This is a genomic window from Pseudomonas sp. SDO5271_S396, from assembly GCF_054071795.1.
In genome coordinates, this window is the sequence record NZ_JBSVWB010000039.1 from 44,832 (window position 1) to 57,321 (window position 12,490).

The 12,490-nt window shown below is 60.8% G+C and carries 13 protein-coding genes and 1 pseudogene; 12 read left to right on the forward strand and 2 right to left on the reverse strand.

All coding sequences use genetic code 11. From position 1 onward, the window contains the following. Positions 1–13 precede the first annotated feature (13 nt). Positions 14–1,579 (forward strand): methyl-accepting chemotaxis protein, encoded by a 1,566-nt coding sequence (locus ACW9IN_RS22660; protein ID WP_457367904.1) that lies wholly within the window; start codon positions 14–16, stop codon positions 1,577–1,579. Positions 1,580–1,696: 117 nt separating this feature from the next. Here ACW9IN_RS22660 and ACW9IN_RS22665 read toward each other — a convergent pair whose 3' ends face one another. Beyond that, positions 1,697–2,389 (reverse strand): alpha/beta family hydrolase, encoded by a 693-nt coding sequence (locus ACW9IN_RS22665; protein ID WP_457367905.1) that lies wholly within the window; start codon positions 2,387–2,389, stop codon positions 1,697–1,699. 79 nt (positions 2,390–2,468) lie between these two features. Between ACW9IN_RS22665 and ccoN (ACW9IN_RS22670) the strand changes: the two genes are divergently transcribed. The 4 genes from ccoN (ACW9IN_RS22670) to ccoP (ACW9IN_RS22685) are packed head-to-tail and all read left to right on the forward strand — an operon-like array spanning position 2,469 to position 5,645. Then, entirely contained in the window at positions 2,469–3,893 is a 1,425-nt protein-coding gene (gene ccoN, locus ACW9IN_RS22670; protein ID WP_457367906.1) for a cytochrome-c oxidase, cbb3-type subunit I, read from the forward strand. Between the two features lie 10 nt (positions 3,894–3,903). Beyond that, on the forward strand, positions 3,904–4,512 hold the full coding sequence (gene ccoO / locus ACW9IN_RS22675) for a cytochrome-c oxidase, cbb3-type subunit II (RefSeq protein WP_457367907.1): 609 nt from the start codon (positions 3,904–3,906) through the stop codon (positions 4,510–4,512). 3 nt (positions 4,513–4,515) lie between these two features. Then, a complete protein-coding gene (locus ACW9IN_RS22680) occupies positions 4,516–4,716 on the forward strand; it encodes a cbb3-type cytochrome oxidase subunit 3 (RefSeq protein WP_457367908.1) in 201 nt (66 codons plus the stop codon). Beyond that, positions 4,713–5,645, forward strand: coding sequence for a cytochrome-c oxidase, cbb3-type subunit III (gene ccoP / locus ACW9IN_RS22685; RefSeq protein ID WP_457367909.1), 933 nt, complete (start codon positions 4,713–4,715; stop codon positions 5,643–5,645). Before ACW9IN_RS22680 ends, ccoP (ACW9IN_RS22685) begins: the two co-directional genes overlap by 4 nt. Before the next feature lie 101 nt (positions 5,646–5,746). Here ccoP (ACW9IN_RS22685) and ACW9IN_RS22690 read toward each other — a convergent pair whose 3' ends face one another. Next, entirely contained in the window at positions 5,747–6,397 is a 651-nt protein-coding gene (locus ACW9IN_RS22690; RefSeq protein ID WP_457367910.1) for a hypothetical protein, read from the reverse strand. Between the two features lie 161 nt (positions 6,398–6,558). Between ACW9IN_RS22690 and ACW9IN_RS22695 the strand changes: the two are divergent. The 7 genes and pseudogenes from ACW9IN_RS22695 to ACW9IN_RS22725 form a co-directional block, all read left to right on the forward strand. Next, positions 6,559–6,651, forward strand: a pseudogene (locus ACW9IN_RS22695) (VapC toxin family PIN domain ribonuclease); the annotation flags it as partial. Between the two features lie 329 nt (positions 6,652–6,980). Then, positions 6,981–8,423 carry a cytochrome-c oxidase, cbb3-type subunit I gene (ccoN, locus tag ACW9IN_RS22700; protein ID WP_457367911.1) on the forward strand — a complete coding sequence of 481 codons (1,443 nt, stop codon included), beginning with the start codon at positions 6,981–6,983 and terminating at the stop codon, positions 8,421–8,423. Next, positions 8,423–9,031 (forward strand): cytochrome-c oxidase, cbb3-type subunit II, encoded by a 609-nt coding sequence (ccoO, locus tag ACW9IN_RS22705; protein WP_025854274.1) that lies wholly within the window; start codon positions 8,423–8,425, stop codon positions 9,029–9,031. Before ccoN (ACW9IN_RS22700) ends, ccoO (ACW9IN_RS22705) begins: the two co-directional genes overlap by 1 nt. Positions 9,032–9,036: 5 nt before the next feature. After that, a complete protein-coding gene (locus ACW9IN_RS22710; RefSeq protein ID WP_005790274.1) occupies positions 9,037–9,222 on the forward strand; it encodes a CcoQ/FixQ family Cbb3-type cytochrome c oxidase assembly chaperone in 186 nt (61 codons plus the stop codon). Further along, positions 9,219–10,196 carry a cytochrome-c oxidase, cbb3-type subunit III gene (gene ccoP, locus ACW9IN_RS22715; protein WP_457367912.1) on the forward strand — a complete coding sequence of 326 codons (978 nt, stop codon included), beginning with the start codon at positions 9,219–9,221 and terminating at the stop codon, positions 10,194–10,196. Before ACW9IN_RS22710 ends, ccoP (ACW9IN_RS22715) begins: the two co-directional genes overlap by 4 nt. A gap of 285 nt (positions 10,197–10,481) precedes the next feature. Then, on the forward strand, positions 10,482–11,885 hold the full coding sequence (gene ccoG / locus ACW9IN_RS22720; RefSeq protein ID WP_457367913.1) for a cytochrome c oxidase accessory protein CcoG: 1,404 nt from the start codon (positions 10,482–10,484) through the stop codon (positions 11,883–11,885). A gap of 14 nt (positions 11,886–11,899) precedes the next feature. Then, on the forward strand, positions 11,900–12,439 hold the full coding sequence (locus ACW9IN_RS22725) for a FixH family protein (protein WP_457367914.1): 540 nt from the start codon (positions 11,900–11,902) through the stop codon (positions 12,437–12,439). Positions 12,440–12,490 lie beyond the last annotated feature (51 nt).

Below are 12,490 nucleotides of genomic sequence, written 5' to 3' on the forward strand. Positions count from 1 at the left end.
GGATTGAACAATCATGCGTAATAACCAACCCGTTACCCAGCGCGAACGTACCTTCCCCGCTCAGCAACGGTTGATCTCCACCACCGATGCCAAGGGTGTGATCACTTACTGCAACGACGCGTTTGTCGAGATCAGTGGGTTCACCCGTGACGAACTGGTACGTGCGCCGCACAACCTGGTGCGTCACCCAGACGTTCCGGCGGCGGTGTTCGCGCACATGTGGGCCACGCTCAAACAAGGCTTGCCATGGATGGGCATCGTCAAGAACCGCTGCAAGAGCGGTGATCACTATTGGGTCAACGCCTATGTGACGCCGGTCTTCGATGGCAACCAGGTGATCGGCTACGAATCGGTGCGTATCAAGCCCACCGCCGAGCAGATCCGCCGGGCCGAAGCGCTCTATCAACGCCTCAACCAGGGCAAGTCTGCCGTTCCACAGCGCGATAAATGGCTGCCGGTGTTGCAGGACTGGCTGCCCTTTATTCTGGTGAGCCAGTTGAGCTTCATGATCGGCGCGTCACTCAATTCCCACTGGGGCTTCGCCCTGGCGGCGGCGTTGTCGGTGCCGCTGGGCCTGCTGGGCCTGAGCTGGCAGCAACGTGGCCTCAAGCGCCTGCTGCGCCTGGCGGAACAGACCACCTCCGACCCGTTGATCGCGCAGATGTACACCGACAGCCGTGGCGCCCAGGCACGGCTGGAGATGTCGATCCTCAGCCAGGAGGCACGCCTGAAGACGTGCCTCACACGTTTGCAGGACACCGCCGAACACCTCAACGATCAGGCGGCGCAGTCCAATACCCTGGCGCACAACAGCTCCAGCGGCCTGGAACGCCAGCGCGTCGAAACCGAACAAGTGGCCACCGCGGTCAACCAGATGGCGGCGACCACCCAGGAAGTCGCCAGCCATGTGCAGCGCACGGCCGATGCGACCCAGGAAGCCAACCGCCTGACCGGCCGTGGTCGCGACATCGCCGGGGAAACCCGCGAGGCGATTCAGCGCCTGTCCGTCGCAGTGGGTGAAACCGGCGTGACCGTGACCCAGCTGGCCAAGGACAGCGATGAAATCGGCGGCGTGGTCGATGTGATCAAAGGCATCGCCGACCAGACCAACCTGCTGGCCTTGAATGCTGCCATCGAAGCGGCCCGTGCCGGTGAGATGGGCCGTGGTTTTGCGGTGGTCGCGGACGAAGTTCGTCAACTGGCTCAGCGCACTGCCGAGTCCACCGGTCAGATCCATACCCTGATCGCCAAACTGCAGCAAACCGCCAGCGCCGCCGTGCAAACCATGGACGCCGGGCATCGCCAGGCCGAAGAAGGCGTAGCGCGAGTGATGGAGGCCGATGAGGCACTGGTGGGCATCAGCGAGGCAGTGGCGCATATCACCGACATGACCACCCAGATCGCCGCAGCGACCGAAGAGCAAAGCTCGGTCGCCGAAGAGATCAGCCGCAATATCAGCACCATTGCGTTGCTGGCGGATCAGACGTCGGAGCAGGCCCTGAACTCGGCGCAGTTGAGTGAAGAGCTGACCCATACCGCCAATACCCAGTATTCGCTGGTAGAGCGTTTCAACCGATAAACCGCTTTCGCAGCGGTGCGACGACTCGACAAGCCAGCTCCCACACTTGAATGCATTCACAAATCAAAATCTGTGAACCCCGTCCAATGTGGGAGCTGGCTTGCCTGCGAAGAGGCCCTAACAGCCACCAAGAAACTCAGCCACTTTCACCGCCGCCGCCTCCAGATGCTGCTCATGGCTGAACCCCGACGCCTTCAACGGCTTCAAGTCATGATCCCCCGCCACCAGCCACATCACCTCGATGCTCGGCGACAACCCATACCCTTCCACCGCCTCCCGATTGCCCAGGGCATCGCGTTCGCCTTGCACGATCAAGGTCGACGTCTTCAGCCCGGCGAGATGCTCGACCCGAGGTTTCCCAGGCTTGCCCACCGCATAGAACGGATAGCCCAGACACACCAGTCCGTCGGCACCCAACTCATCGGCGAGCAAACTGGCCATGCGCCCGCCCATGGACTTGCCGCCAACCGCCAGTTTCCCAGCGACATGACGTCGCACCTCGGTGTACACCTCACGCCAGGCCTCCAGCAGTTTGGGCGCCGGGTTCGGCGGACGCTTGCCACCGTCCACACGGCGTTGGGCCATGTAGGGAAACTCGAAGCGCAGCACGTTCACGCCGTGCGCGGCAAGGCGTGCAGCCATGTCGCTCATGAACGCTGAGTCCATCGGGGCGCCGGCGCCGTGGGCCAGGATCAAGGTCACCGGCGTATCCGCGCCGGCGCCTGTCGCGACATCCCACAACCAACCCCGCTCCCGCACACACTGCGCCCATTGATCCCCGTCAATACTGGCCTTGTGCTCTTTGCCCATGCTTGCCTCGCTTTTTAGTCTGCCTATAACTCCAGCCCAAGTGCCGCACTGGCTTGGGTTGAACCGTGGATGGGGAACCATGAACACTACTTTAAGTACCACCTATAACTACAAGGTGGTCCGCCAATTCGCCATTATGACGGTGGTGTGGGGCATCGTCGGCATGGGCCTCGGGGTTTTTCTCGCCGCCCAATTGGTCTGGCCTGCGCTCAACTTCGACCTGCCGTGGACCAGCTTCGGCAGGTTGCGCCCATTGCACACCAACGCGGTGATCTTCGCCTTTGGTGGTTGCGCACTGTTCGCCAGCTCGTTCTATTCGGTGCAGCGCACCTGCCAGACACAGCTGTTCGCGCCGAAAATCGCCGCGTTCTGCTTCTGGGGCTGGCAGCTTGTCATTCTTCTGGCCGCGATCACCTTGCCACTGGGCTACACCAGTTCCAAGGAGTACGCCGAACTGGAATGGCCGATCGACATCCTCATCACCATCGTCTGGGTGGCCTACGCCATCGTGTTCTTCGGCACGGTGATGAAGCGCACCACCAAGCATATCTACGTCGGCAACTGGTTCTTCGGTGCGTTCATCATCACCGTGGCCATCCTGCATATCGTCAACAACCTGGAAATCCCGGTCAGCCTGACCAAGTCCTACTCTCTCTACGGCGGTGCGACGGATGCCATGGTGCAGTGGTGGTACGGGCACAACGCCGTCGGCTTTTTCCTCACCGCCGGTTTCCTGGGGATGATGTATTACTTCGTGCCCAAGCAGGCCGAACGCCCGGTGTATTCCTATCGCCTGTCCATCGTGCACTTCTGGGCGCTGATCACCCTGTACATCTGGGCCGGCCCCCACCATTTGCACTACACCGCGCTGCCGGACTGGGCGCAGTCGCTGGGCATGGTGATGTCGCTGGTCCTGCTGGCCCCGAGCTGGGGCGGCATGATCAACGGCATGATGACCCTCTCGGGCGCCTGGCATAAGCTGCGCAGCGACCCGATCCTGCGCTTCCTGGTCGTCTCCCTGGCCTTCTACGGCATGTCGACGTTCGAAGGCCCGATGATGGCGATCAAGACCGTCAACGCCCTCTCCCACTACACCGACTGGACCATCGGCCACGTCCACGCCGGCGCTCTCGGCTGGGTGGCGATGATCTCCATCGGCGCGCTGTACCACATGATCCCGAAAGTCTTCGGCCGCGAGCAGATGTACAGCCTCGGCCTGATCAACGCGCATTTCTGGCTGGCCACCATCGGCACCGTGCTCTACATCGCCTCGATGTGGGTCAACGGCATCGCCCAGGGCCTGATGTGGCGTGCGGTCAACGAAGACGGCACCTTGACCTACTCCTTCGTCGAAACCCTGGTGGCCAGCCATCCGGGCTTCATCGTGCGGCTGGTGGGCGGTGCGGTGTTCCTCGGCGGCATGCTGCTGATGGCCTACAACACCTGGCGCACCGTGCGTTCGGCGCAACCTGTCGAAGCCGTCACCACCGCGCAGTTGGCCTGAGGAGTTCAAGATGAAACACGAAACGATTGAAAAGAACGTCGGCCTGCTGATGCTGCTCATGGTACTGGCCGTGAGCATCGGCGGCCTGACCCAGATCGTCCCGCTGTTCTTCCAGGATGTGACCAACACCCCGGTCGATGGCATGAAGCCTTATACCGCGCTGCAACTGGAAGGCCGTGATATCTACATTCGCGAAGGTTGCGTACAGTGCCACTCGCAGATGATCCGCCCGTTCCGTGCCGAGACCGAGCGCTATGGCCACTATTCGGTGGCCGGCGAAAGCGTGTGGGACCACCCGTTCCTGTGGGGCTCCAAGCGCACCGGGCCGGACCTGGCGCGCGTCGGCGCGCGCTACTCGGACGACTGGCACCGCGCGCACCTGTACAACCCGCGCAACGTGGTGCCCGAGTCGAAAATGCCGGCCTACCCGTGGCTGGTCACCGCCCAGGTCGACAGCAGTCACACTGAGACCAAGTTGAAAGTCATGCGCACCCTTGGCGTGCCCTACAGCGACGACGACATCAGCGGTGCCGTGGCCAGCCTCAAGGGCAAGACCGAGATGGACGCGCTGGTTGCCTACCTGCAAGTGCTCGGCACTGCCATCAAGAGCAAGAGGTGAGCCATGGGATTTGAATTCGATGCCGGCACCGTCCGCGGCCTCGGCACGCTGGTGGTCGCCATCGCCTTCATCGGCCTGTCGCTGTGGGTGTTCAACCGCCAACGCAATGCGGAATTCGAGCAGGCGCGCCTGCTGCCGTTCGCCGATGAACCTTCTCCATCCGACGCTCATGACGAGCCTGCAACAAGGAGCCCACAGCCATGACCCTGTTCTGGAGTACATGGATCTGCGTACTGACCCTCGGCAGCCTGATCGGCCTGACCTGGCTGCTGATCGGCACCCGCAAGGGCGAAACCAAGGGCAGCCTGGACCAGACCATGGGCCACGCCTTCGATGGTATCGAGGAATACGACAACCCGCTGCCCCAGTGGTGGTTCATGCTGTTCGTCGGCACCCTGGTGTTTGCGGTCGGCTACCTGATCCTCTACCCGGGCCTGGGCAACTGGAAAGGTGTGTTGCCAGGCTATGAAGACGGTTGGACCCAGACCAGGGAATGGGACAGGGAAATGGCCAGGGCCGACGCCAAGTTCGGGCCGATCTTCGCCAAATTCGCGGCGATGCCGGTGGAAGAGGTCGCCAAGGATCCGCAGGCGCTGAAAATGGGGGCGCGCCTGTTCGCCTCCAACTGCGCGGTGTGCCATGGCTCGGATGCCAAGGGCGCGTACGGCTTCCCGAATCTGGCGGACACGCTCTGGCGCTGGGGCGGTTCGGCCGACGCGATCAAAACGACGATCATGAATGGGCGTCATGCGGCGATGCCGGCCTGGGGTGACATGCTCGGCGACGAGGGTGTGAAGAACGTCGCTGCCTACGTGCGTCATGACCTGGCCAAGCTGCCTCTGCCGGCCGACAACACGGCCGACCTGGGTGCCGGTAAAACTGCATTCAACACCACTTGCGTGGCTTGCCATGGTCCGGAAGGCCACGGCATGGAAGCCATGGGCGCACCTGACCTGACCGAACCCGCCGGCTTCATCTACGGCACCAGCCTGGCGCAGTTGCAGCAGACCATCCGCCATGGCCGCCAGGGCCAGATGCCGGCGCAGGACGTGTTGCAGGGCAATGACAAAGTGCACTTGTTGGCCGCGTATGTTTACAGCTTGTCCCATGGGGAGCAGAAGACGCAGGAGTAATCAGCCCTCGCCCACTACGAAGCCCCGCACAGTGAATACTGACGGGGCTTTTTGTCAGGTTGCAGTGGCTTCAATCAGACCGACAGCGTTGATTGTTGCACTTACGGAAGATTGGACTGAGCGATCACGAGAGATTGTTGGGTCACTCGGCTGCCCCGATCCTTCAATCCCAGCCGACTCATCAGCTCGGGGCGATCCAGCAACTCATGCGCAAACATCTTCGCCTCAAGAGGCGACTTCGGCCAAAGGGCTACATCCTCAAGTGACCAAATAGTCACCCCCAGATCGGGCCCGGACGCGCTAAAAGTTTCCGGGGACTCCTTGAACGTATCGAAATGATCAATCAAGTAGTCGGACATCTCCTTATCGCTCATGGTACTGAACCGCTGGTACTCAGGGGAGGCGACGGCAAGGGCACTTTCCCGTTTAATTTTTCCGTCGTGTCTGGACCTGCCATAGGTGTCCAGCTTGTCCATGAGGCCATGGTTTTCCAGCAGCGCCCGTGCAAACTGCGAATCTTCGGCGCTGATACCAGACTGCGTGGAGCTATACGCGATGCGCTCAAGGGATTGACGCGTGACAACGCCTGGCTGCTTAGGGTCGGTGAACCTGTCGAAATTAGCGTAGAGATGCCTGACCAATTGCGCCTCACTCATTCGCGTGAACGGATTGTCGGTGCCCGGTTTTGCCGAAAGTTGCGACGCCGGCTGCATAGCGTGCATGGCGTGATTGGACATTGCGTTAACACTCATCAAATTCTCCTTAACTGGAAGTCCTACTGCCTATTTGCTTTTCCTATGTGGGAAAAAGGCCTAGCCGGTTCCAATCCATGAAGAGTTTTCACGCATAAATAGATCTGGCCTGGTGTTCGCCAACGCTTTTTGCGCACTGTCTTGCTAGCCCGGCCAGCAAGACCGCGCGGATACACGGACTCACCGTGTTCACACGCAATCGCAGTGACTTCAAATCCAGTGGCGTGACGGTGATCAATCCCTGGGACGAATAACCGCCCTTTCCCCCGCCGAGACTTCGCGACCTTTTGTCACACCCCCTCCAACGCACAACTTTCCCCTCCCGCCATTCGGGTCTACGCTTCCCTGCACAGCGGACCGGTTCTGGCATACGCGACGACTCCCGTCACGAGCCGAAATTTTCCTGTCCACTCGATCAGCTTTCCATTTTGTATTTTGTCCCTACTCAAAACAGGGAAAGGGCGCAGAATCTGGCGTGGAACGCATTGATACAGGTCAGTCATTGCGTTGCAATGGCCCCTCGCTTTCTACATACTTGCGGCCGATTTTACCTATAAAAAAACCTGAACCGTGGAACCTTAGAATGAGCACAGCAATCAGTCCGACTGCTTATAACTATAAGGTAGTCCGCCAGTTCACCATCATGACGGTGGTCTGGGGGATCCTTGGCATGGGGCTCGGGGTGTTCATCGCCTCGCAACTGGTTTGGCCGGAATTGAATTTCGGTTTGCCATGGACGACCTTCGGTCGCCTGCGCCCACTGCACACCAACCTGGTGATCTTCGCCTTCGGTGGTTGTGCATTGTTTGCCACCTCCTACTATGTCGTGCAGCGAACCTGCCAGACGCGACTGATCTCCGACAGCCTTGCGGCCTTCACCTTCTGGGGCTGGCAAGCGGTCATCCTGGGTGCCATCGTCACCCTGCCGCTGGGCTACACCACCACCAAGGAATACGCCGAGCTGGAATGGCCCATCGCCATTTTTCTGGCCATCGTCTGGGTGACCTACGCCGTGGTGTTCTTCGGCACCATCGTCAAGCGCAAGACCAAGCACATCTACGTGGGCAACTGGTTCTACGGCGCGTTCATCCTGGTGACGGCGATGCTGCACATCGTCAACCATGCTTCGCTGCCGGTCAGCCTGTTCAAGTCCTACTCGGCCTACTCCGGGGCGACGGACGCGATGATCCAGTGGTGGTACGGCCACAACGCCGTGGGGTTCTTCCTGACCACCGGCTTCCTGGGGATGATGTACTACTTCGTGCCCAAACAGGCCGAGCGTCCGATCTACTCCTATCGACTGTCCATCGTGCACTTCTGGGCGCTGATCACCCTGTACATCTGGGCCGGCCCGCACCACTTGCACTACACCGCATTGCCGGACTGGGCACAGTCCCTGGGCATGGCGATGTCGATCATCCTGCTGGCCCCCAGTTGGGGCGGCATGATCAACGGCATGATGACCCTCTCGGGCGCCTGGCATAAGCTGCGCACCGACCCGATCCTGCGCTTTTTGGTGGTGTCGCTCGCGTTCTACGGCATGTCGACCTTCGAAGGGCCGATGATGGCGATCAAGACCGTCAACTCGCTGTCCCACTACACCGACTGGACCATCGGCCACGTGCACGCCGGCGCCCTCGGCTGGGTGGCGATGATTTCCATCGGCGCGGTGTACCACATGGTTCCCAAACTGTTCGGTCGCGTGCAGATGCACAGCGTCGGGCTGATCAACGCGCACTTCTGGCTGGCCACCATCGGCACCGTGCTCTACATCGCCTCGATGTGGGTCAACGGCATCACCCAAGGCCTGATGTGGCGCGCGATCAACGATGACGGCACCCTCACCTACTCCTTTGTCGAAGCGCTGCAAGCCAGCCACCCGGGCTACATCGTCCGCGCCCTGGGCGGTGCGTTCTTCGCCGCCGGCATGCTGTTCATGGCCTACAACGTCTGGCGCACCGTACGTGCCTCCGACCCTGCCGAAGCCGAAGCCGCCGCCAAGATCGCCGTTGTGGGAGCGCACTGATGAAGCATGAAGTAGTCGAGAAGAATATCGGCCTGCTGGCCTTCTTCATGGTCATCGCCGTAAGCATCGGCGGCCTGACCCAGATCGTTCCGCTGTTTTTCCAGGACGTGACCAACAAGCCGGTGGAAGGCATGAAGCCGCGCACCGCCCTTGAACTGGAAGGCCGCGACGTCTACATCGCCAACGGTTGTGTCGGCTGCCACTCGCAGATGATCCGTCCGTTCCGCGCCGAAACCGAACGCTACGGCCATTACTCGGTGGCCGGCGAAAGCGTGTGGGACCACCCGTTCCTGTGGGGCTCCAAGCGCACCGGGCCGGACCTGGCCCGTGTCGGCGGGCGTTACTCCGATGACTGGCAGCGTGCGCACCTGTACAACCCGCGCAACGTGGTGCCGGAGTCGAAAATGCCGGCGTATCCGTTCCTCGTGGAAAACAAGCTCGACGGCAAGGACACCGCGAAGAAGATGGAAGTCTTGCGCACCCTGGGCGTGCCCTACACCGATGAAGATATCGCCGGTGCAGCCGCAGCCGTGAAGGGCAAGACCGAAATGGACGCCTTGGTGGCCTACCTGCAAGGCCTGGGCACCCTCATCAAAAGCAAACGGTGACCTTCATGGATATCGGGATGATTCGAGGCCTGGGCACCGTTGTCGTGATGGTGGCCTTTGTCGGCCTGGCGTTGTGGGTGTTCAGTCCACGGCGCAAGTCGGAGTTTGACGACGCGACCATGCTGCCCTTTGCGGATGATCCCGAAGCCATCAAGCACGTCGAGCAAGCTTCTAGGAGTAACAAAGAATGACTACGTTCTGGAGTCTGTACGTCACAGTCCTCAGTCTGGGTACCATTTTCGCCCTGACCTGGCTGCTGCTGTCGACCCGCAGGGGGCAGCGCGCCGAGCAAACCGACGAAACCGTCGGCCATTCGTTCGACGGCATCGAGGAGTATGACAACCCGTTGCCCAAGTGGTGGTTCATGCTGTTCGTCGGCACCATCGTCTTCGCCCTGAGCTACCTGGCGCTGTACCCGGGCCTGGGCAACTGGAAGGGCCTGCTGCCGGGCTACAACTACCTCGACAACGACAAGCAAACCCCGTTCGCCAACGGCCAGACCGGCTGGACCGGCGTGCATGAATGGGAAAAGGAAATGGCACGGTCGGACGCCAAGTTCGGCCCGATCTTCGCCAAATTCGCCTCGATGCCGATTGAAGAAGTGGCCAAGGACCCGCAAGCCTTGAAGATGGGCGGTCGCCTGTTCGCATCCAACTGCTCGGTGTGCCATGGCTCCGACGCCAAGGGCGCTTACGGCTTTCCCAACCTGACCGATGCCGACTGGCGCTGGGGTGGCGAACCGGCCACCATCAAGGAAACCATCATGAAAGGCCGCCACGCGGTGATGCCGGCCTGGGCCGACGTCATCGGCGAACAAGGCGTGGCCGACGTGGCGGGCTTTGTGGTGACCAACCTCGATGGCCGCAAACTGCCGGAAGGCGCAAAGGCCGACGTCGCCAACGGTGCGAAACTCTTCGCCGCCAACTGCGTGGCCTGCCACGGCCCGCAAGGCAAGGGCACCCCCGCCATGGGCGCGCCAGACCTCACCCACCCGGGTGCGTTCATCTACGGTTCGAGCTTCGCCCAGTTGCAGCAAACCATTCGCTACGGTCGCCAGGGCCAGATGCCTGCGCAGGAACAATTGCAGGGTAACGATAAGGTGCACTTGCTGGCGGCGTATGTGTACAGCTTGTCCCATGGGGACAAGAAGGCCGAGGAGCAGTAAGTGCGGGAGCGGGCTTGCTTGTGAATGCGGTGTATCAGTCAACTTGATTTGCGACTGACGCATCGCATTCGCGAGCAAGGCCGCTCCCACAGGGGACCTCCTTCGTTTTTGACGACCGAGCCAGCCAAAACCGAGCCTACTTGCCAGATCAATTGATCCAGGTCACGTAGGTCGCCCCCGATCAGCAGCAATGGAGGCGTATCATAACGACACTGCAACAGCCTGTTTTGACCCCGACCGGCACGTACTGGCCGAGGCAAATCTCCACCGCCGTGGGATGCAATGATGAGCAACCAGATACCGGTACATGACGTTACCCCGCCTGCCAAGACCGTCGATCTCTACGCCTCGCGAGAGAAAATCTACACCCGTGCCTTCACCGGCCTGTTCCGCAATTTGCGCATGCTCGGTGGCGCCTTGCTGTTCCTGCTCTACTTCGGCACCGTGTGGCTGAACTGGGGCGGCCACCAGGCAGTATGGTGGAACCTGCCCGAGCGCAAATTCTTCATTTTCGGCGCGACCTTCTGGCCCCAGGACTTCATCCTGCTCTCGGGCATTCTCATCGTGGCGGCCTTTGGCCTGTTCTTCATCACCGTGTATGCCGGACGCGTCTGGTGCGGTTACACCTGCCCGCAAAGCGTGTGGACCTGGATATTCATGTGGTGCGAAAAAATCACCGAAGGCGACCGCAACCAACGCATCAAGCTCGATAAAGCGCCGATGGGCGCCAACAAATTCCTGCGCAAGTTCAGCAAGCACACCCTGTGGCTACTGATCGGTTTTGTCACCGGCATGACTTTTGTCGGCTACTTCTCACCGATCCGCGAACTGGTGTTCGACTTCTTCACCGGCCAGGCCGATGGCTGGTCGTATTTCTGGGTCGGTTTTTTCACCCTCGCCACCTACGGCAACGCCGGCTGGCTGCGCGAACAGGTGTGTATCTACATGTGCCCCTACGCGCGCTTCCAGAGCGTGATGTTCGACAAGGACACCCTGATCGTCTCCTACGACCCGCGCCGTGGCGAAGCACGTGGCCCGCGCAAGAAAGGTATCGACTACAAGGCCCAGGGCCTGGGTGACTGTATCGATTGCACGATGTGCGTGCAGGTCTGCCCCACCGGCATCGATATCCGCGACGGCCTGCAGATCGAATGCATCGGCTGCGCAGCATGCATCGACGCCTGCGACAACATCATGGACAAGATGGAATACCCGCGCGGCCTGATCAGCTACACCACCGAACACAACCTGTCCGGGCAGAAGACCCACACGTTGCGCCCGCGCCTGATCGGCTATGCGCTGGTGTTGCTGGCGATGATCAGCCTGTTGGTGACGGCGTTCTTCATGCGTTCGCTGGTGGGTTTCGACGTGAGCAAGGACCGCGTGCTCTACCGCGAGAACGCCGAAGGCCGCATCGAAAACGTCTACAGCCTGAAGATCATGAACAAGGACCAGCGCGACCACACTTACGTACTCGACGCGGCAGGCCTGCCGGACCTCAAGCTGCAAGGCCGGCGCGAAATCAAGGTGGCGGCCGGTGATATCGTCAGCATGCCGGTAGAGCTGTCGAGCGCGCCGGAACAACTGCCGTCGAGCACCAACGAGGTGAAATTCATCCTTACCGATGCCGATGACGCCAGCGTCCATATTGAAGCCAAGAGCCGATTCATCGGCCCACAAGTTCGTTGAAAGAGAGCCCGACAATGTCCACAGCAACTGCCACAAGCCCTTGGTACAAGCACCTCTGGCCTTGGATCATCATCGGGATCCTGGCCTGCTCGGTGACCCTGACGTTGTCCATGGTGACCATCGCGGTAAAAAACCCGGACAACCTGGTCAACGACAACTACTACGAGGCCGGCAAAGGCATCAACCGCTCCCTGGACCGCGAACTGCTGGCCCAGACCCTGCAACTGCGCGCCAAACTGCACCTGGATGCGCTGACCGGTGAAGTCGAACTGCACCTCACCGGCAACAGCAACCCGAACACCCTGGAACTGAATCTGATTTCCCCGACCCAGCCCGAAAAGGATCGCAAGATCAACCTGGCCCGCAGTGACAGCGAAGCAGGGCGCTACATCGGCCAGGTTACCGACAAGGTCGAAGGTCGCCGTTTCGTCGAACTGCTGGGCGTGGAAGGCGACCGCACCTGGCGCCTGTTCGAAGAGGAACAGGTCGGCCATGACAAGGATTTGCTGCTGGGTGATGAGCCGTTGCAGGGTGCCGAGGCGCTGAAAAAGTAAAAAGCCTGCGCTTCGCGGGCAAGCCCGCTCCCACAAGGGATTGTGGTCCGA

Bases quoted from the DNA above. Each gene is read 5' to 3' on its own strand.
- ACW9IN_RS22665 (WP_457367905.1), bottom strand. From the start codon at position 2,389: ATGGGCAAAGAGCACAAGGCCAGTATTGACGGGGATCAATGGGCGCAG.
- ccoN (WP_457367906.1), top strand. From the start codon at position 2,469: ATGAACACTACTTTAAGTACCACCTATAACTACAAGGTGGTCCGCCAA.
- ccoO (WP_025854274.1), top strand. From the start codon at position 8,423: ATGAAGCATGAAGTAGTCGAGAAGAATATCGGCCTGCTGGCCTTCTTC.
- ccoG (WP_457367913.1), top strand. From the start codon at position 10,482: ATGAGCAACCAGATACCGGTACATGACGTTACCCCGCCTGCCAAGACC.
- ACW9IN_RS22710 (WP_005790274.1), top strand. From the start codon at position 9,037: ATGGATATCGGGATGATTCGAGGCCTGGGCACCGTTGTCGTGATGGTG.
- ACW9IN_RS22680 (WP_457367908.1), top strand. From the start codon at position 4,516: ATGGGATTTGAATTCGATGCCGGCACCGTCCGCGGCCTCGGCACGCTG.
- ccoP (WP_457367909.1), top strand. From the start codon at position 4,713: ATGACCCTGTTCTGGAGTACATGGATCTGCGTACTGACCCTCGGCAGC.
- ACW9IN_RS22690 (WP_457367910.1), bottom strand. From the start codon at position 6,397: ATGAGTGTTAACGCAATGTCCAATCACGCCATGCACGCTATGCAGCCG.
- ACW9IN_RS22660 (WP_457367904.1), top strand. From the start codon at position 14: ATGCGTAATAACCAACCCGTTACCCAGCGCGAACGTACCTTCCCCGCT.
- ccoN (WP_457367911.1), top strand. From the start codon at position 6,981: ATGAGCACAGCAATCAGTCCGACTGCTTATAACTATAAGGTAGTCCGC.
- ccoO (WP_457367907.1), top strand. From the start codon at position 3,904: ATGAAACACGAAACGATTGAAAAGAACGTCGGCCTGCTGATGCTGCTC.
- ACW9IN_RS22725 (WP_457367914.1), top strand. From the start codon at position 11,900: ATGTCCACAGCAACTGCCACAAGCCCTTGGTACAAGCACCTCTGGCCT.
- ccoP (WP_457367912.1), top strand. From the start codon at position 9,219: ATGACTACGTTCTGGAGTCTGTACGTCACAGTCCTCAGTCTGGGTACC.